15 protein-coding genes are annotated in these 18,192 nt (G+C 61.6%); 4 read left to right on the top strand and 11 right to left on the bottom strand.

Features of this window, described 5'->3' with window-relative positions:
- Positions 1–112: 112 nt before the first annotated feature.
- Complete coding sequence (locus FHT75_RS18930) at positions 113–1,237, top strand: exonuclease SbcCD subunit D (protein ID WP_047612086.1); 1,125 nt, start codon at positions 113–115, stop codon at positions 1,235–1,237.
- On the top strand, positions 1,234–3,861 hold the full coding sequence (locus FHT75_RS18935; protein ID WP_047614596.1) for an AAA family ATPase: 2,628 nt from the start codon (positions 1,234–1,236) through the stop codon (positions 3,859–3,861). Before FHT75_RS18930 ends, FHT75_RS18935 begins: the two co-directional genes overlap by 4 nt.
- Positions 3,862–3,874: 13 nt before the next feature.
- Here the strand turns inward: FHT75_RS18935 and FHT75_RS18940 are convergent, their stop codons facing one another.
- The 8 genes from FHT75_RS18940 to FHT75_RS18975 all read right to left on the bottom strand — a co-directional run bounded on the left by FHT75_RS18940 (position 3,875) and on the right by FHT75_RS18975 (position 12,509).
- On the bottom strand, positions 3,875–5,143 hold the full coding sequence (locus FHT75_RS18940; protein WP_047614594.1) for an MGH1-like glycoside hydrolase domain-containing protein: 1,269 nt from the start codon (positions 5,141–5,143) through the stop codon (positions 3,875–3,877).
- A gap of 19 nt (positions 5,144–5,162) precedes the next feature.
- Entirely contained in the window at positions 5,163–6,221 is a 1,059-nt protein-coding gene (locus FHT75_RS18945) for an ABC transporter ATP-binding protein (protein WP_047612080.1), read from the bottom strand.
- A gap of 13 nt (positions 6,222–6,234) precedes the next feature.
- Positions 6,235–7,092: a carbohydrate ABC transporter permease gene (locus FHT75_RS18950; RefSeq protein WP_127429864.1), complete on the bottom strand. Its 858-nt coding sequence runs from the start codon at positions 7,090–7,092 to the stop codon at positions 6,235–6,237.
- Positions 7,089–7,940 carry a carbohydrate ABC transporter permease gene (locus FHT75_RS18955; RefSeq protein ID WP_047614591.1) on the bottom strand — a complete coding sequence of 284 codons (852 nt, stop codon included), beginning with the start codon at positions 7,938–7,940 and terminating at the stop codon, positions 7,089–7,091. The genes FHT75_RS18950 and FHT75_RS18955 overlap by 4 nt, the downstream gene beginning before the upstream one ends.
- A gap of 72 nt (positions 7,941–8,012) precedes the next feature.
- Complete coding sequence (locus tag FHT75_RS18960) at positions 8,013–9,287, bottom strand: ABC transporter substrate-binding protein (RefSeq protein ID WP_097596073.1); 1,275 nt, start codon at positions 9,285–9,287, stop codon at positions 8,013–8,015.
- Positions 9,288–9,328: 41 nt separating this feature from the next.
- Positions 9,329–10,339, bottom strand: coding sequence for a LacI family DNA-binding transcriptional regulator (locus FHT75_RS18965; RefSeq protein WP_097622443.1), 1,011 nt, complete (start codon positions 10,337–10,339; stop codon positions 9,329–9,331).
- Between the two features lie 144 nt (positions 10,340–10,483).
- Entirely contained in the window at positions 10,484–10,807 is a 324-nt protein-coding gene (locus tag FHT75_RS18970; RefSeq protein ID WP_097622442.1) for an antibiotic biosynthesis monooxygenase family protein, read from the bottom strand.
- Positions 10,808–10,973: 166 nt separating this feature from the next.
- Positions 10,974–12,509 (bottom strand): sensor histidine kinase, encoded by a 1,536-nt coding sequence (locus FHT75_RS18975; protein WP_097596057.1) that lies wholly within the window; start codon positions 12,507–12,509, stop codon positions 10,974–10,976.
- 457 nt (positions 12,510–12,966) lie between these two features.
- On the opposite strand from FHT75_RS18975, the gene FHT75_RS18980 reads away from it, so the two are divergent.
- Positions 12,967–13,926, top strand: coding sequence for an HD-GYP domain-containing protein (locus FHT75_RS18980; protein ID WP_047614585.1), 960 nt, complete (start codon positions 12,967–12,969; stop codon positions 13,924–13,926).
- 67 nt (positions 13,927–13,993) lie between these two features.
- On the opposite strand, the gene speB is transcribed toward FHT75_RS18980, so the two are convergent.
- On the bottom strand, positions 13,994–15,049 hold the full coding sequence (gene speB / locus FHT75_RS18985; RefSeq protein WP_097622441.1) for an agmatinase: 1,056 nt from the start codon (positions 15,047–15,049) through the stop codon (positions 13,994–13,996).
- A gap of 96 nt (positions 15,050–15,145) precedes the next feature.
- Between speB and FHT75_RS18990 the strand changes: the two genes are divergently transcribed.
- A complete protein-coding gene (locus tag FHT75_RS18990) occupies positions 15,146–16,309 on the top strand; it encodes an aminotransferase (RefSeq protein ID WP_097622440.1) in 1,164 nt (387 codons plus the stop codon).
- Here the strand turns inward: FHT75_RS18990 and FHT75_RS18995 are convergent.
- Together FHT75_RS18995 and FHT75_RS19000 are read right to left on the bottom strand one after the other, a co-directional pair.
- Entirely contained in the window at positions 16,289–16,825 is a 537-nt protein-coding gene (locus FHT75_RS18995) for a flavin reductase family protein (protein WP_047614579.1), read from the bottom strand. The two genes, FHT75_RS18990 and FHT75_RS18995, sit on opposite strands and share 21 nt — an antisense overlap.
- Complete coding sequence (locus FHT75_RS19000; RefSeq protein ID WP_097622439.1) at positions 16,822–18,177, bottom strand: LLM class flavin-dependent oxidoreductase; 1,356 nt, start codon at positions 18,175–18,177, stop codon at positions 16,822–16,824. The genes FHT75_RS18995 and FHT75_RS19000 overlap by 4 nt, the downstream gene beginning before the upstream one ends.
- Between the last annotated feature and the right edge of the window lie 15 nt (positions 18,178–18,192).

The raw sequence follows: 18,192 nt of genomic DNA on the forward strand, positions 1-18,192 counted from the left end.
CGCCAGTTATCGGGAGGCATGGTCTGTCCCTGAACAACGGAATCACGACACTGCGGGCGAAGCCCTTGGCCATGCTCGGAAGCTCGCGGCACATCGTAGACATGGCTGGCTAATGTTTTCCTTTCTGCACAGTTCGGACCTTCATATTGGCAAGCGATTTGGCAATCTTCCGGAGGATTTGAGAGGGCGCCTGCGTGAGGCCCGGCATGGCGTGATCACCAGGCTTGCCAATGCGGCGCGAGAGCATGGGGCGGGCGTTGTCCTGCTCGCGGGCGATACATTCGATACCGAGACGCCGACACCCGCCGTGCTTCGGCAGGCGCTTGGCGAGATGGCCCGTAATACGCCGCTGCGCTGGGTCCTGCTTCCGGGCAATCACGATTCGCTGCTGGCGGACCAGCTCTGGAGCGCGGCGCGCGGCGTGTTGCCCGACAATGTCATTCTGGCGACGGAAGCAGCACCCCTTGCGCTTGGACCTGACGCCGTCCTGCTGCCGGCGCCTTGCACGACCAGGAGGCCGGGCCGCGACCTGACCGAATGGATGACGGGTGCCGCCACGCCGGACGGCGCTATCCGCATCGGCCTCGCCCATGGCCCTATCCAGGAATTTTCGGAGGATGCCACGGCCACGAACGTGATTGTGCCGAACCGCGCGGCGCTGGCCGGCCTCGACTATATGGCGCTTGGCGATTGGCACGGATCGGTAACGGTGGACGCCAGAACATACTACAGCGGCGCTCCCGAGCCGGACCGTTTCAAGCATGACCGGCCAGGGCAGGCGATGGTCGTTTCCATTGCCGGACAGGGGGCGATGCCGACAACGACGGCGGTGACGACCGCCAGCTTTTCCTGGCAGACATTGCACCTTCCTCTGCTGGCATCGGAAGACGGTGTTGAAGCGCTGAAGGCCGCATTGCCGGAACCGTTCGCGCGGCGACAAACCCTGTTGCGCGTCGCGCTGTCTGGCCGTGCCCGGTTGAACGGGCGGACGGCAATGATCAGCCTGCTGGAGCAGGTCGCGCCGGAATTTGCACATCTGGAGATCGATACCGACCTCCTAGGGACCGATTGCGAGAGCGATGATCTCGAGACTATCGACCGAGCCGGTGCGCTGCGCGATGCTGCGGACTTGCTGCTTGCCGAAAGCCTCGACGAGGCCCGTTCCGGCGACGACAGGACCGTGGCGCGTCAAGCATTGATCCGGCTGTTTTCTTATTGCGAGGCGATCGATCGATGAAACTGACCGCCCTTCGCCTCCACAATGTCAAACGCTTTGCCGGCCGCGGCATATCAGTCGAAGGAATCACCGACGGCGTCAATGTGCTGAGCGCCGCCAACGAACATGGCAAATCAACCTGTTTCGAGGCGCTGCATGCACTGTTTTTCCAGCCGCACAGCGGCACGCCAAAGAACGTGCAGATGCTGCGTCCCTATAGCGGCGGCAATCCGATCGTCGAGGCCGATATCACGATCGACGCCGGCCGCTACCGCCTGACCAAGCAATTCTATGGCGGACGGCGCGCCAGCGTCACCGATCTCGGCAGCGGTCGGCTCGTCGCCCAAGCCGACGAAGCCGAGGCTTTCATCGGCGATCTCATTTCCGGCGGAACGTCGGGTCCGGCAGGTCTGCTCTGGGTGCGCCAGGGTGTCACCGGCATCGAAAATCGCAGCAAGAGCGAGGAAGAGAACGACAAGCGGGTCCGCGAAAGCCTGCTGTCGTCGGTGCAGGGCGAAGTGGAGGCGCTGACCGGCGGACGGCGCATGTCGGCGGTGCTTGAAGCCTGTGAGGAAGAACTCAATCGCCTGGTCACCGCGACGCTCCGGCCGAAGACCGGAGGCCGCTTTGCCGCCGCTCTCGAGGAGCGTGACCGGCTGCAGGAGGAGGAGGCGCGGCTGGCCAAGGAGGTGGAGATGCTGCACGGCGCGCTCGACCGCCGCCGCTCAGTGCAGGCGAGACTGAACGAGCTGGAAAATCCGGACGAGGAGGCCGGCCGGAAGGCGGCGATTGCCAATGCCGAGGCGGTGCTTGAAGCCGCCAAGCTGCACGAGAGGGAACTCAAGGCGCTCGATGCCGAGGCTGCCTTGGCCGCCAGCCGCCGCGAGGAGGCGCAGCAGGCACATGAGCGCTTCCAGGCCGCATTGAACCGCAGCGGCGAACTCGCGCGGCGTTTCGCCTTGGCGGAGAACGAGCTTTCCAGTGCAGCCGAGCGACGCACGGCATCGCTAGTTGAAAGCGAGGCCGCAACGGCGGAGGTGCAGGCGGCCGAAGAAGACGAGCGGGTCAACCGCGAATTACTCGCGCGGCTGGAGGCGGCGCTGCGTTCGCGCCACGCCGCCGAGCGTCTGGCCGAGGTTCGTCTGCGTCTCGAACAGGCGGAAGCAGCGCGGCAGCAGATCGAGGACGGGGAGGCGGCGCATGCCTTGCTCGCCATTCCAGCCGATGGGATCGAACGGCTCGAAGCGCTGGATCTCAAGATCGTTGGCCTGCGCGCAGCCGCCGAAGTCGACCTTCCCACGCTCCGGATCGACTACCTGAGAGACGCCTCCGGATCGGTGAGCATGGACCACCAGCCTTTGCCTGGGGGCGAGGATAAAAGCTTTGCCGGAATGGCGAGGCTCGACATAGCAGGCGTCGGCACCCTGACCATTCATTCCAGCCGGCAGGTTGAGCAGGACGGAGCGCTGGAGACCGCGCAATCCGCCCGCCAAACATTGCTTGCCAAGCTCGGTGTCGACAGTCTGCTCGCGGCGCGGCAGCGCGACATTGCCGCGCGGAGCAAACACGAGGAGCTGGTGCGGGCGCGCCAGCGGCTCGCCGATCTCGCCCCGAAGGGCATCGACGCCCTTCACCTCGACGCCGCCCGATTTGCCGAACTCAGCCAGGGTCCGATCGAACTCGACGCCGACCCGGAAGAGGTGCGCGCCCGTCTCGCGGATGCGACGCGGCGCATCGAACTGGCGCGGAACCGGGCGCGGGAGGCATCGGTGATGCGCACCGAGGCCGGCGAGGCGATATTGCGCGCGCAGACAGAGCACGCCAGGCTTGGTCAGGAACTCGAGGCCATCGAGGCGATCATCGGTCCCGAAGCCGGCCGAAATGCAGTGCAACAGGACCTTGCCGTAAAATTGTCCAGCGCCAAAGAGCAGTTCGATGCGGTCGAGCTCCGGGCCGGACCTTTGCGCCGGACAGCGCGGGACCTCGCAGGCGCAGAGGCCGCCCTTGCCCGGGCGCGCTCGGTTGCCGACGCCGCAGGACGCGAAATTGCCAGGCTTCGCGAGGAGCTTGCCGATCTCGGCGGTCAGATCCGCACCCGCTCGGACAGCGCGGTGGAAGAAAACTGGTTGGAAAGCCGGGATTTGCTTGCAGCGGCGCGCGAACAGGTGAAGCGTTTCGAGACGGAGGTCGGGGTGCTCGATCGCCTGCGCAAGGCGCTGACGGCGACGCGGGCGGCGGCGCGCGACCTCTATCTCAAGCCGGTCATGAACGAACTCGCCCCGCTGCTCGGCCTGCTGTTCGACGATATCTCGATCACCTTCGACGGCGACACGCTGCTACCGCAGATCGTGCGCCGCAACGGCCAGGACGAGGATGTCGATCGGTTGAGCGGCGGCATGCGGGAGCAGCTCTCGGTGCTGACCCGCCTTGCATTCGCCCGGCTGCTTGCCCGCGACGGCCGGCCGGCGCCTGTCATCCTCGACGATGCGCTTGTTTATTCCGACGACGACCGGATCGAGCGGATGTTCGATGCGCTGCACCGCCAATCGCGCGACCAGCAGATCCTCGTCTTCTCCTGTCGCCAACGCGCCTTCGCCAAGCTTGGCGGAAACGTGCTGACCATGCAGCCATGGCAGCCGGATTGATCGAGATCGATGCTCAGGTAACGCCGACGCGTCGCTCAAGCCACAGATAGGCGGCAGCCGTCCAGGAAAAGCCGAGGCCACCGCAGCCTTGGCCGGTGACCGGGTCGAAATATTCTGCAAAACCTTCCGTTTCGATCGCTGTGATCGTGGATCGCCGCAGCTTTTCGGCGACAGCCGTGTGGCCGTTGCGCTTCAGTCCGTCGATCAGAAGCCAGTTGATGATTGCCCAGGCGGGACCGCGCCAGTAACGCTTCGGCTCCCAGCTGGCGATGCCCGGCTTCGTCGTCGGAAAGGCGACCTTGAGATCCTTCGACCAGGCCTTCATTTCCGCAACCAGCGCGTCGGCAATCTGCTTGTCGAGATCCAGTGAGAGGAGGGGGATGAAACCGGCTTGCGTCGCCGCTTCGACATCTTCTCCCGAGATCAAGTCTTGCGAGACGAAGCGCGCGAGGTCCGGCCGCCATTGGGCCATGATCGCCTTGCGAGTGCGGTTGTTGAAGGCAGCGATCTCGATCGCGTCCTCGGTCCGGTCGAACAGCCGGGCAAGGTGCTCGAGGTCTTCGCCGGCCTTGAGCAGGATAGCGGTCGTCTGGATCTCGGCGACCTTGAAGGACGCCTTTTCCCATTGTTTCGCCGGATCCCAGCCGCAGGCGGCATAGGTATCGACCAGATGAATGAAGCGGCGGTAATCCTCGTCACGCGGACGCATGTCGGCATCGACATGGCCGGTATCCTTGCGCACGACAGGGGTATCGGTGGTGGTGGGTACACGAGCGAGCGCGATGTCCCAGGCGGGAGAATTGTCGCTGCCGCTTTCCCAGGGATGCAGCAGCGCGACCAAGCCGGTGCCATCGGGATCGCGGGCGGAATACCACCAGCGGTGCCATTTCAGCGCCGCTTCGTAAAGTGGCAGGGTACGGGCTTCGGCACCCTTGCCGGCGGCTTCATGCAGCTTGCGCAGTGCGATCGCGAAGACCGGCGGCTGGGTTATGCCGGAGGTCGCGATCGTGTGCTTCGTGCGCCAGACATCCGGTCCAGGAAAATAGGTTTCGCTTGGGGCGTGGAAGACGATATGCGGGATCATCCCGTCCGCCCACTGGCCCTCGACCAGCCGCTCCAGCTCGCGATAGGCGCGGTCGGTGTCGTAGAGCGCGAAGCCCATGGCGACGAAGGCGGAATCCCAGTTCCACTGGAAAGGGTAGAGCCGGTCGGTCGGCACCGTATAGCCGCCGCGATCGTTGGCGGCGAGGATGCGCTTGGCTTGGTCGACATGCATGTTCATTTCGGGAACTCCGGTATTCTCAGGCCAAGACGGCCGGAAACGACTTGCCGCTTTCGGGCGAAAGCCAGGTGATGCGCTTCTGGTCGAGCTTCAGGCCAATCGTCTCGCCGCTCTTCACGGTTTCCGAGGCCGGCAGGATGACGCGGACCGGCTGATCGTGGATCGAACCGGTCAGAAGCAGATGCGAGCCCATCGGCTCGGCAACGCGCACTCTCATTTCGAGACCCTGCGGCAACGGCGCGAGTTCGACGGCCTCGCCACGCAGGCCAAGGATGACTTCATTGCCGGATTCCCCAGGCGCTGCAAACTGCTCGGACCCTGCCGCCACCTGGCCGTTCGAAACCGGCACCTTGATGAAGTTCATCGGCGGATTGCCGATAAAACCGCCGACAAAACGTGTTGCCGGGTGATTGTAGATCTCGACCGGATGGCCGACCTGTTCGACCACGCCGCCATGCATGACGGCGATGCGGTCGGAAAGGCCCATGGCTTCCGTCTGGTCGTGGGTGACGTAGATCGTCGTGGTCCCCGCCGATTGCAGCACGGTCTTGAGTTCCGTGCGCATTTCGAGGCGGAGCAGCGCATCGAGGTTCGAAAGCGGCTCGTCCATCAGGAGAACCTTCGGTTCGACGGCAAGGGCACGAGCGACCGCGACGCGCTGGCGCTGGCCGCCGGAAAGCTTGTTCGGGTAGCGGTCGAGATATTGCTCGATATGCAACAGGCCGGCGGCCTTTTCGACCTGCGCCTTCACCCTGGTGTCGTCGGCCTTCTGCATCCGCAGCCCGAAGGCGACGTTCTCATAGACCGTCATATGCGGAAAGACGGCGTAGTTCTGGAAGACCATCGCCAGGCCGCGATCCTTAGGCGGTAGACCGATCACCGACTTGTCGCCGATACGGACATCGCCTGATGTTGCGGTCTCGAGGCCGGCGATGATGCGCAGCAGCGTGGTCTTGCCGCAGCCGGACGGACCGAGCAGCGAGACGAATTCGCCGTCGTTGATCGTCAGCGAGACCTCTTTCAGCGCCTGGAAGGCTCCGAAGCTTTTGCGGATGCGGTCGATGACAATATTGGCCATGTCGATGGTCCCGTTATTTGGAGGAAATGCCCCAGATCGCGAAGAGGTAACGCCTGACCGCGAAGATGAAGACAACCGAGGGAAGGATGAGCATCAGGCCGCCGGCAAAGCGGTAGTGCATCGGGCTTTCCGAGAGCACCGTCAGCAGGTAGGCGGTCAGCGTGCGGTTGCGCACCGTCAGCACCGACGCGGCAAAGACCTCGTTCCACGAGATGACGAAGGCAAAGACCGCTGTCGCGACGATGCCGGGCAAAGCCAGGGGCGCGACCACCTTGAAGAAGGCCTGGATGCGGGTGCAGCCGAACACCCAGGCGGCTTCTTCCAACTCTCTGGGCACGCCGAGGAAAATGCCCTGGGTGACGAGCGCGGCGAACGGAAGCGCCAGGACCGTATGGATGAGGCCGACGCCGACGATCGTATCGTAAAGGCCGAGCCGGATGAAGGAGACGGTCAGCGGCAGCGCCAGGATTGCCAGCGGGAAGGCGCGGGTCAGCAGCACCAGAAGGCGGTAACTGTCCTTGCCGCGGAAATCGTAGCGGGCGAGTGCGTAACCGGCCGGCGCGCCGAGCAGGATCGAAAGCGCCACCGTGATGCCGGCCGCACCAAGCGAGTTGAGAAAGGACTGGACGACGCCTTCGGTCTTCAGGAAGAGAAAAAAGGGCTCGAGGGATAGACCGGTGGGAAGGCCGGTCTTCGGCCAGACATAGACGCCCTGGCGACCGCCGAGTGCGCCGAGCGCCACCAGATAGATCGGCACCAGCACCCAGGCGCAGAGTGCGGCAATGCCGCTCCAGAGCAGCCAGCGTTGTGAAGAGATGAAGCCGGCGGCTTTGGGTGTGTCTGCGGCCGCGCTGATGGTGTCCGTGGTCATGGCAGGCGCTCCGGATCGACCTTCAAGGCCTTCAGATAGATGAGCGTGGCGGCGAGCGAGATGATCATGATCAGCACCGCATAGGCGGCAGCGACGCTGTAGTTCTGGTTCTGGTTCTGCCAGTTGTAGGCCTCACCGACGAGGACCGGGAAATTGCGCCCGCCGAGCGCATAGACCACCGCGAAGACCTCGAAGGCGAGCACGGTGCGCAGGATCAGCGCCGATTGCAGGGCGGGGCGGATCAGCGGCAGGGTGATGCGCCAGAAGCGCGTCCACGGACCAGCCCCGAAGATTTCGGCGGCTTCTTTGAATTCCTTCGGCACCTGGTTCAGGCCGGCGACGATGATGACCATGACGATGGCCGTGCCGCGCCAGATTTCGGCAACCGCAATGGCGATGAAGAGCGCGACCGGCGTCTGGTAGGAAAGCCAGCTTGCCTGCCTGCCGATGATGCCGAGGCCGAAGAGCAGCGAATTCAGATAGCCGGTATTCTGCAGGATCGACAGCCAGACGAGACCGGCGGCGAGATCGGAAATGCCGAGCGGGATTGTCCAGATCCAGAGGATCGTCTCGCGGCCGCGGCCGACTTTGGCGACCATCGTGCCCATGGCAAGCGCAATGGCGATCTGCACCGGCACGACCGCGATCGTCAGCAGGAAGGTGTTCTTCACGGAGCGGGTGAAATTGATGTCGGTGACCATGCGCTCGGCATTCGCCAGCGACGGCGCGCCATTGTCCGAAACCGCCAGCCAGATCGTCTGCACCAGCGGCATGACGAACAGCAGCGCCAGAAAGGCGACGGATGGCAGGATCAGCAGATAGGGGATCCAAGGTCGGCTATTGGTCATCGGCTTCCGCCTCGACGAGCAGAGGGTTGAAAGAGCGCCCGGGCATTTCGCCCGGACGCGTCGCGGGCGGATTTATTCGACCGGGCAGGGGCCGTCGCTCTTGGCATCGGGAGCCCAGCAGGCAGCCTTTGTGTCGGTCATCAGCTTGGCCATCGTGGCGCCCTGGGCCTTCAGCACGTCTGCGACGGGCTCGTTCTGCAGCACGATGCGCTGAAAACTGTCCATGTAGACCTTGTTGAATTCGCCGCCCTTGTCGCCGAGGCCGACCGGCAGCAGCGAGATGACCGCGTCCTTGGAAGCCTGGGTGGCCGTGACCGCCCCGGCGAGCAGCGCGACGCCGGCATCGAGATCCGGCGGCAGCTTGACGCTGAGGGTCGGGAAGAAGCCGACCTTGGAGGCGGTCAGCAACTGCGTCTCCGGCATGGAAAGGTGCTCGATGATTTTTTCTGCGCCGGCCTTGTCAGGCGCGCCCTTCGGAATGGCGAGACCAGCAACGACTGGCATGTAGCCGCGGCCCTTGGGACCCGCGGGAGCGGGGAAGACCACATAATCATCCGGTGCGGCGGAAATGGCATTCTTCAGTCGGGCGATATGGTCCCAGGCGACCATGACTTCGCCGGCAGCCAGCGGCTCCTGCATGAAGTCGTAGCTGGTCGAGTTCGGTGTCACATAGGTCCATAGCGCCTTCAGCTTCTCCCAGCCGGCCGCGGCGTCCGCACTTTGGAAGGTGCGCACGACACCCCCTGTGAAGGATGGATAGAAATAGCCCTGGAAGTACCGCGCCATCAGCCCCTTCGGGCCGGCCGGGAAGCCGATCTGCGGCTGGCCGGTCGCCTCCTGCATATTCTTGCCCCACGCGATCAACTGGTCATAGTTCAGCGCGTTTACGTCGGCGCCATCAGGCAGGTATTGCAGCGCCTCCTTTTTGGCGGCCATCACATAGGTCGCCTGCATCCACGGAATGTACTGCTGGGTGGACTTGCCGAGCTTGCCGAGATCGAGCAGCGACTGCGGCATGCCGCTCGCTGCCAGCTTCGTGGCGAGATCGTCGAGCGGTTCGAGCGTGTCCTTGTCGGCGAGCGGCGAAAGCTCGCCATGCAGCGCGCCGACGAGGCTGACGGTGCGCTTGCCGGCCTGGCGCTCGGCTTCCATGCGGACAGCAAACTGCGGCGGCTCTTCGACCACGTAATCAACCGCGCCGACGTCCTTCAGGAGTTCCTCGCGCACAACCGTCGCCTCCTCGATCGGGCGAAGCTGGGTGGACACGAACACCGTCTGGGCAAGCACCGGCGAGGCGAAGGCCAGCACGGTGGAAGCCAGAATTCCAAATGACATGATATGTTTCATCTTCTCCTCCTTCATTGTTTTTGTTTGAGATGCACTGCTGTCTATGCCGCCTTCAGGGGACGGCGATGGCTGTCGCGATCGACGAATTCGATCGCGTGAAGCTCCTGGAGTTCTTCGGCGGGTTCCCCGGCAATGGCGCGCAACAGCAGCGAGGCGAAGCTCGCGCCGAGATTTTCGCCGGTCATGCGCATGGTCGAGAGCGGAGGACTGGTAAAGGCGCCCATCGGCAGGTCATCATGGCCGACGATGCTGATCTGATTGCCGCCATCGACCTCGCGCAGTGCCCTCAGCGCCCCGATCGCCATTTCGTCGGTGGCGCAGACGAGCGCGGTCGGACGCGACGGCTGGCGCAGTAGTTCGAGCGCCGCGAGATAACCGCCCTGTTCCAACGGCGCACCTTCGGCGCAGAGGTCGGTGGCTAGGCCGCATTCCTCCATCGCCGCCCGCCAGCCGCAGCAGCGGTCATGTGCGAAATAATATTCCTGCGGGCCGGCGATATGGCCGATACGGCGGTGGCCGGTGGCATGAAAACGCAGCGTCGCGGCCCGAAAACCGGCAAAGCCGTCACCGTCGATAAACGGATGCGGCAGCAGGCTTTCGGTGCGGCCGTTGGTAACGAAGGGAATACCGCGCGACTGCAGGAATTCGACGCGCTCGTCCCTCCGCTTGGTGCGGACGAGAAGCATGGCGTCGACGCGCCGGCCATCGACGAAGCGGCGGCAGATATCGAGTTCGCTCTCGCCGCGCGGCACCGGCGCAATCACCAGATTGAGGCCGGCAGCAGCAAGATGTTCGGCGCAGCCCGACAACATATCGAGGAAATGCGGAGGGCCGATATGGCCGGGATCGCTCGGCAGCGTGACGGCGACCAGTTCGGCGCGCTGCCTGCGCAGACGGCGGGCCGAAGCATTCGGCCGGTAACCAACCTTGTCGGCAGCCTCGCGAACCCGCTCGCGCGTGGCCGCCGACACATCGGCATAACCGTCAAGCGCACGCGACACAGTGGTGATCGACAGTCCCAGCGATTGCGCGAGTTGTTTGAGATTGGCCAAGGTCTTCCTCCCGAAGTGAGAAAAAGATTCTCCAAAACGTTTTGGGAGTCAAGCCAAAACGTTTTGGATTTCTTGGCGACGTCATGCGTATGATCTTTCCATATGAGCAGAGACGTCACGGAGATATGCGAAGGGCGGGTCTTCTCAACGCAGCCTAGGCGGAACCACTATCTTGTGTATCTGGATACGCTCGGGAAGTTCGCACAGTAGTTCTGCGTCCCGTTCCAAATGGTGAACCTGCTGTGGATCGCCTTTCGTAAACGCGGTCATCGATTCCATGTCGGCCCAATACGAAATTGTCGTGAACCACGTCTCATCCTCACGGTCTTCGCGCAGCAGTTGAACGCCAAGCGCTGTCTTTAACAGGGGAGGAATTCCCACTGCCCGGTTGTAGGCTTCATATTCGTCAGCGAATTCCGGCTTCGTGCGGGCGCGCCAGATGCGAGCTATGCTTGGAACATTCGTCATGTCTTTCTCCCGGTGACATCTGACAAGCTGCGGTCGAGGAAATCGCGCACCAGCGGCAGTGCATTCTGGAAGATGGGTCGCCCAAGCGCGACGAAAAGTGTTCCCCGATGCAGCAGGCATAGAAGGCCTGCATGCGCAGGGACGCAGGCATCGAGTTGATGCTCGCTCAATCAGTGAGCTTGAGTGTCGCCGTAAACTGCGTCCCGTCCTCGCGGTAGTATTCCGCCTCGCCATGCAGTTGATTTACAAAGGCTTTAATCAGCCTTGTCCCCATTCCGGGTTCGTCCGATCGACCGTCGAATCCGATCCCGTTATCTGCGACGGTCAGCCTGGATTGCTCTCCCTCTGTCGCGTGCAGCATGACGCGAATATTTCCGGATTCTCGGCCCTCGAACGCGTATTTCATGCTGTTGGCAATCAACTCGTTGAGCAGGAGGGCAAACGGCGTTGCCTTGTCAGCAGCAATGACGATGTCGTCGATTTCAAAGGCGACGGACACGGCGCGACCATGGACGTCGACCAGCGTCTTGACGAAGGATGGAATGAATTCGCGCGCGGATATCCCGCTAAACTGGTCGAAGCCGTACATCTGCTCGTGAACGGCGGACATCGCAGAAATGCGCTGATTTAGTTTTTGAACGGCTTCCTGCTCAAAACCCTGTAAGCGCAACAGGGCCATCACCGTCTGCAGGTTGTTCTTCACTCGGTGATGTATCTCCCGCATGAGCGTTTCATTTGACCGCAACGCATCCGCAAGCTGCCTGGTGTGCAATGTGTCGACCTTGATGAGATTCTGGATCCACAAAGCGGCTGCCAAAGCTCCGATGAGGGCGAAGGCGATCAACGAAGCCGCAATTTTGGCATCCTCCCAGAAGGGCTGCATGATTACATGGATGTCTGCCGACGCAATGGCCACAAAAGGGGTGCGTTCGAGGATCCGGTATGCGACCAAGCGATCCTCATGGTCGACTGGCGACACGGAGCGGTAGGTGCCTGATGTCGCCTTCCTCATATAGTCGGTAAACAGCTTGTGGTTTCGCATATCGACCGGTCCGTCGGGTTCCGGGTATCGGGCGATAAGTTGCCCGTCGCGTCTGATGAGGCTGACGATCGAGTTCTCGCCTAACGCGACTGCGTCCCATATTGGCCTTAGAATGCTCGCGTCGAAGGCAATCACGGCGACGCCGGCGAACACGCCGTTTCGTTCTAGCCTGCGGCTGAAGACGAATATCTGCCGCTGGCTAAGGCGGCTGATGATCAGCGAAGATGTATATTCGTCGGCACCGTTTCTCAGCCGGACGAAGTAGTCGCGGTCTCTAACGTCGATCGGCTTGATATCGCGATCATTCGAGAAGAGCGTTTTTCCGTCGGCCCCGATGACATAGGCAGTCGCCAGAGGCGGGAGGTCGTTGACGGCAGCGGCAAGATCGCGCAGGCGATCCGGGCCGGGCAAAGATGTGCTCGGCCCCAGAGTATCATCGATCCGGTGCAGGGTCTCACGAGCAAGGGAATTCAACCAGTTCGCGTTGGCTGCAACGATTTTGGAAGCGGCGCTGACACGCTCGTCGCCACGGCGCACAGTTGTCTCGTAGCTGGATACCAGCCAGAGCGACAAGAGGGTGATCAGCGACAGAAACATCAGCGCGATGATCGCGAGCGATGCTTTTCCTACGGAGCCAACATATTTATCGCCACCGATCATCTCTTACGCCAAATTCCATTGTGCGGCGACGGCCAGATGGGGACATTGCAACGCATTCCGAACCATATCCGATAAGCTGATTTCTTACTCTCGAAAATTATGCGGCTCACGCTCCGGCGCTCTCAAGGGTACGACTTAGGATTGTATGTTCACAGTCTTTAGAGAATGACGTGACATCAGGTCAATCTCACTGCTTTCGAAAAGGAGTCAGAATGGTGGAGAAAACCTTTCATACGCGAAGCTCGGCTTCCGGCGTCCATTCGATCAAAATCTAATCAACCTCGTAACCTGATCTGAAAGTCGGTTTGGTAGGGAGCATGGACAGCGGCTCAGCAACAATAACACCTCTGCGAGAGCCTTCAGCCCCTCTTGACCCCGGATGGCGGGATTTCCGCGCCAGGACCATCCGATACCCGACACTACGCTGATACCAAGGTCATTCTGAATCGGATTAGAAATGCGAAAAAGAATACATGTGAGTCAATTGCGGGTGGGAATGTATGTCGAGGATGTTGAAATTCATGGAGAAGATACGACACGCCGGTTCAAACCGTTCCTGATCTCATCGGCCGGTCAGGTTGAGAGCTTGATGGCACGTCGCCTGATGACTGTCGTCATTGACGTCAGAAAAGGCTCGGATGTCGAACCAGGTGGGCCACAGGAAATCGATCGGGTTGCGTTTGACGCCCAGCTCCGCGCCGTGTTTTCGGCGCGGGAAATCAAGCAGGCGAGACAATGCGTAGAGGATACGAGACCGCAAATTCGCCACATGCTGGCTGACGCCAGGATCAAAGCCACTTTTGCCAGTGATGCGGCAAGCTCTGCTGTGGAGAGGATCATGTCTGCAGCCCTCGACAACGCCGGTGCACTCATCGCAATCGCGAGGCTGAAGGACAAGGATGAGTTGACGTTCCTCCACTCGCTGGCGGTTAGCGCGTTGATGATCACTCTCGGGCGCGGCCTCGGTCATGGTGAAGAGGAGGTACGGGTACTGGGACTTGGCGGCCTGGTTCATGATCTTGGAAAAATGGCGCTCCCCGACGAAATTTTAACGAAACCCGGCAAGCTGACGGCTGAGGAAATGAGTCTCGTTCGCGGGCATCCTCAGCGGGGATATGAGCTGGTTTCTCATGTCGCCGATGTGCCCAAGCAGGTGCTCGACATTTGCCGCCATCACCACGAGAAATTCGACGGCTCCGGCTATCCTAGTCGGCTCGCGGGAAAGAATATCCCATACGTAGCCCGGCTCGCGGCCATCTGCGACGTGTATGAAGCCCTGACGACAATCAGGCCGTATAAGCGCGCTTTCTCACAAGCTGAGGCGATCAACATCATGATGAATTCGCCAGGTCATTTTGACAGCCAGCTGCTATCCGCGTTCGTGTCAAAAATGGTGATCAGCGGCACGCTTCACTAAGCATGTCGCGAAAAGGTGCCGCGGTGGCCCATCCGTCCAATTGCCAGAGTTGACCGAGAGGTCGGCCTTAGCGTTTGCCGATCGACGGACTAAACACCATGAGGCTCAGAATTTCGAAGAGCACCTGTGCTGCGGCGTGGGCCGTGTTGGTCGTTGCGTCATATTGCGGGGCGACTTCGACGACGTCCCCACCCACCAGGTTGATCCCTTTCAGCCCGCGTATCAGTTCCAGGACTTCACGCGTGGTCAATCCACCGACCTCGGGCGTGCCCGTGCCGGGCGCAAAGCTCGGATCAAGGCTGTCGACGTCGAAAGAAAGATAAGTCGGGCCATCGCCGACGATGGATTTTGCCTTGGCAATGACAGCGGCAATCCCCATTCCGCTGATGTCTTCTGCGTGGATCACCGTCATTCCCGACGCATAGGAGAATTCCCACAAATATTCCGCCGAACCCCGGATGCCGATCTGGATCGTCCTTGTCGGATCGAGCACGCCGTCCAGCACCGCATTGCGGAACGGTCCGCCGTGATGAAACTTCGTCTGATCGAAGGCGCCGCTTGTGTCGCAATGGGCATCGATGTGAATGAGGCCGACCGGTTGCTGCCGACCGATGGCCTTCAAAATCGGTTGGCTGATGGAATGATCGCCTCCGACGGAAAGCGGGGCAACGCCGGCATCGACGATCTGGCCGACGCGTTTTTCGATGTCGTCGTGGCTGAGCTCCAGCCGGTAACGGCTCTGGAACGGCACGTCGCCAATGTCGGCGACCCGAAGATCGAAGACCGGCGCCGTGGCGAGAACGTGATTGTAGGGGCCGATCCTTTCGATAGCGCGAAGCGCTCTCGGTCCGAAGCGCGAGCCTGGACGATTGGTGACGCCAAGATCCATGGGGATGCCGGTGATCGCAACCTGGAGATTGCCGAAGTCCGGATCCTCGGCCGCAACCTGCATGTAAGGCGCGCTGAGGAAAGTCGGTATTCCGGCATAGGGCGCCAGTCTCGTGCCGTTCTTGGAGATGATCTTCTCCGCCACTTTCCGAAACTTCTCGTCGAAGATCTCGCCGCCATTGGCGTCCGCAAATTCTGCCCGCAGTTGTTCCAGCCGCGTTTTGTCCCACACCATGCGCTTGCGTCTCCGCTTCAGGTCCGTCTCGTCAGACAAAGAGGTTGAGAAAGCAATTGGTATCGTTGTAGCAATCGGTATCAAAGAGAAATCGACATGATCGCTGCAAAACCCAATTCCCTCGTTGCCCGCCTCTCTGCCCCGCCTATTCCTTCGGTCGTCGCCTGGAGCCGCGAATACAAGGGCGAAAAAGGACCGCTCATCGATCTGTCGCAAGCCGTCCCCGGCTATCCCGCGCATCCGGAAATGCTTCGTCTTCTGGCCGAGGCGGCCGGTCAACAGGCGATGACCGGATACGGGCCGATCGAGGGCGAACCTCTGTTGCGCAAGACCTATGCGGCTCACCTTGCCGAGCTTTACGGCGCCGAGCTTTCCGCCGGCAATATCCATATCACCGCCGGCTGCAATCAGGCCTTCATGTGTGCGGCGATCGCGCTTGCGGGCGCCGGCGATACGGTGGCGCTCACCAATCCCTTTTATTTCAATCACGACACAACGCTGTCGATGCTGGGCATCGGGCGTCGATTGGTCGATTGCGCCGCCGCCGGCGGGTTCCTTCCCGATCCGCGTTCGGCCGAGGCTGCACTTGCGGCCGGCGCGAAGATGCTTGCCGTCGTAACACCCAACAATCCCACCGGAGCGGTGTATCCGCCAAGCCTGCTGCACGAGCTTTTCGTCCTCTGCCGGAAATATGGCGCCTGGCTGATCCTCGATGAAACCTATCGCGATTTCCTTGGCGAGGATTATGGGCGGCCGCACTCTTTGCTGTCCGAGCCGGACTGGGAGGACACGCTCGTTCTTCTCTACAGTTTTTCGAAATCCTTCTGCATTCCCGGTCATAGACTGGGTGCGATCACGGCAGGCCCCAAGCTCATCGCCGAGATCGCCAAGGTCATGGACAATATGCAGATCTGCGCGCCGCGCTCGGCTCAGATCGCCGTTGCATTGGCCCTCCCGGCGCTTGCCGATTGGCGGGCCGGCAATCGGCTGGAGATCGCCCGCCGGGCCGATGCGTTGAGGCAGGTCTTTTCCGGGCTGCCGGATTGGAAGATCGGAGCGATCGGCGCCTATTTTGCCTTTGTCCGCCATCCCCACGCCGATCGATCGTCTTCAGAGGTTGCCGAAAAGCTCGCCAGGGAAGCCGGCATAGTTTGTTTGCCCGGCGCCTATTTCGGGGAGGGACAGGAGCGCTACCTCAGACTTGCCTTCGCCAACGCGGATGTGGCCTCGATCGGATTATTATCCGAGCGCCTTCGCTAGACCGCTGCGATCGGCCTCCGCCGGAAGTTGATGATAGCCACCGCGCCAGTAAAGCAGGGGTCCCATGTCCTGCCGGATTTCGATAGCGCAGACATGTCCGACCAAAATCGCATGAGAATTGTAGTGGAATGCGGTTTCGAGCTTGCAGTCCAGGACCGTCAGGGCATTTTCAAGGGCGGCGGCACCCGTCTTGAGGCGATACCATCCCGCGTCGCCGTAACGTTCGGCGCCTTTTCGCCCGTCGAGACCGGCAAAGGATTGGGCCACCTGCTGCTGGTCGGCGGCGAGCACGTTGACACAGAAGCAGCCGTACCGCTGCAGCGCCGGCCATGAGGAAGACGCGCGGTTGACACTGACGATGACGGAAGGCAACGCCGCCGAAAGCGAGGACACCGAGGTTGCGGTGAAGCCGGTGCGGTCTTGCCCGTCGCCGACCGTAATCACGCTGACCGCCCCTGCCAGATGACGCATCGAAAGCTTGAAGTCCGCCTCGCTGATCAAAGCCTCGGCACTCATCGGGCTGACTCTTTCGTTTTGGCAAAGCGGTTTACAGGCATTGAAAGACCGAGGTTTTCACGCAAGGTCTTGCCCTCGTATTCCTCGCGGAACAGCCCGCGGCGGCGAAGCTCGGGCAGGACCAGCCGCACGAAGTCGTCGAGACTCGACGGCAAGGTCGGAAACATCAGGATGAAGCCGTCGGCGGCGCGCGTCTCGAACCATTCCTCCATGAAGTCGGCAATCTGGGACGGCGTGCCCGTGATGCCATTTCCAGTATGTTTCTCGGCATAGTGCCGGATGAGTTCGCCGACGGTGTGGCCGCCTTTCACGAAATCGACCAGCTCGTCGAACAGAGCGCGTGACCCCTTCGGCGCCGCCGGCAGCCGATCCATAGGGAAGGGCTTGTCGAGAGCGACGTCGTGCAGGTCCGCTTCCAGGAATTCGGAGAGCATCAATCGGCCGACATCCGGATGCATCTTGTCGATCAGATAATCGACCTTGGCCTTTGCCTCGGCCTCGGTTTCACCGACATTGATCACGATGCCCGGCATGATTTTCAGATCGTCCGGATCGCGTCCATAGGCCGGCATCCGGCGCTTGACGTTTTCGTAGAAGGCCCGGTTACGCTCGATATTCGATGCGAGGCTGAAGACGATCTCGGCGGTTCGCGCCGCCATGTCTATTCCGGGTTCCGAACCGCCCGCCTGGGCGATGACGGGGCGGCCCTGGGGCGTTCGCGCGATGTTGAGGGGGCCGCGAACCTGGAAGTGCTTACCTTTGTGATTGAGCGTATGGTGCTTGTCCTTGTCATAATAGACACCGTTTTCACGGTCGAGAAGCAGTGCGCCTTCCTCGAAGCTGTCCCAAAGACCGAACACGACATCGACGAATTCGTTGCCGCGCTCATAGCGTAGAGCATGCGGGTCGAGCCCCTCGCGGTTGAAGTTGTAGCCGGTTTCGTCGTGATCTGACGTGACGACGTTCCAGCAGACGCGGCCCTGGCTCAGATGGTCGATCGAGGCGAACAGACGCGCGACATTGTATGGCTCGTAGTAACTGGTCGAGACGGTCGCCACGAGACCGAGATCGCTGGTGGTGACCGCCAGAGCCGAAAGCAGCGAGAGGGGTTCGAAACGGTTCATCTTGGTCGGAATGCGGGCAAGCGCATTGGCGTCGCCGACGGCAGCGGCGGGGGAATCCGCCATGAACATGAAATCGAATTTCGCCGCTTGGGATCGTTTGGCGACATCGAGCAGATGGGCGAAGTCGTTGGCGCCCTTGACGTCGCTTGCCGGATGCAGCCAGGAGGCAGGATGAAAGCCGAAGGTATAGACGAAAGTCCCGAGTTTCATCTTGTCGGTGCGCGCCATTGAGCTCTCCTGCTT

The organism is Rhizobium sp. BK112 (assembly GCF_014193215.1).
Lineage (GTDB): Bacteria > Pseudomonadota > Alphaproteobacteria > Rhizobiales > Rhizobiaceae > Rhizobium > Rhizobium anhuiense.

Bases quoted from the DNA above. Each gene is read 5' to 3' on its own strand.
- FHT75_RS18975 (WP_097596057.1), bottom strand. From the start codon at position 12,509: ATGATCGGTGGCGATAAATATGTTGGCTCCGTAGGAAAAGCATCGCTC.
- speB (WP_097622441.1), bottom strand. From the start codon at position 15,049: ATGGTGTGGGACAAAACGCGGCTGGAACAACTGCGGGCAGAATTTGCG.
- FHT75_RS18995 (WP_047614579.1), bottom strand. From the start codon at position 16,825: ATGAGTGCCGAGGCTTTGATCAGCGAGGCGGACTTCAAGCTTTCGATG.
- FHT75_RS18955 (WP_047614591.1), bottom strand. From the start codon at position 7,940: ATGACCAATAGCCGACCTTGGATCCCCTATCTGCTGATCCTGCCATCC.
- FHT75_RS18980 (WP_047614585.1), top strand. From the start codon at position 12,967: ATGCGAAAAAGAATACATGTGAGTCAATTGCGGGTGGGAATGTATGTC.
- FHT75_RS18990 (WP_097622440.1), top strand. From the start codon at position 15,146: ATGATCGCTGCAAAACCCAATTCCCTCGTTGCCCGCCTCTCTGCCCCG.
- FHT75_RS18950 (WP_127429864.1), bottom strand. From the start codon at position 7,092: ATGACCACGGACACCATCAGCGCGGCCGCAGACACACCCAAAGCCGCC.
- FHT75_RS18960 (WP_097596073.1), bottom strand. From the start codon at position 9,287: ATGAAACATATCATGTCATTTGGAATTCTGGCTTCCACCGTGCTGGCC.
- FHT75_RS18930 (WP_047612086.1), top strand. From the start codon at position 113: ATGTTTTCCTTTCTGCACAGTTCGGACCTTCATATTGGCAAGCGATTT.
- FHT75_RS18940 (WP_047614594.1), bottom strand. From the start codon at position 5,143: ATGAACATGCATGTCGACCAAGCCAAGCGCATCCTCGCCGCCAACGAT.
- FHT75_RS18945 (WP_047612080.1), bottom strand. From the start codon at position 6,221: ATGGCCAATATTGTCATCGACCGCATCCGCAAAAGCTTCGGAGCCTTC.
- FHT75_RS19000 (WP_097622439.1), bottom strand. From the start codon at position 18,177: ATGGCGCGCACCGACAAGATGAAACTCGGGACTTTCGTCTATACCTTC.
- FHT75_RS18935 (WP_047614596.1), top strand. From the start codon at position 1,234: ATGAAACTGACCGCCCTTCGCCTCCACAATGTCAAACGCTTTGCCGGC.
- FHT75_RS18970 (WP_097622442.1), bottom strand. From the start codon at position 10,807: ATGACGAATGTTCCAAGCATAGCTCGCATCTGGCGCGCCCGCACGAAG.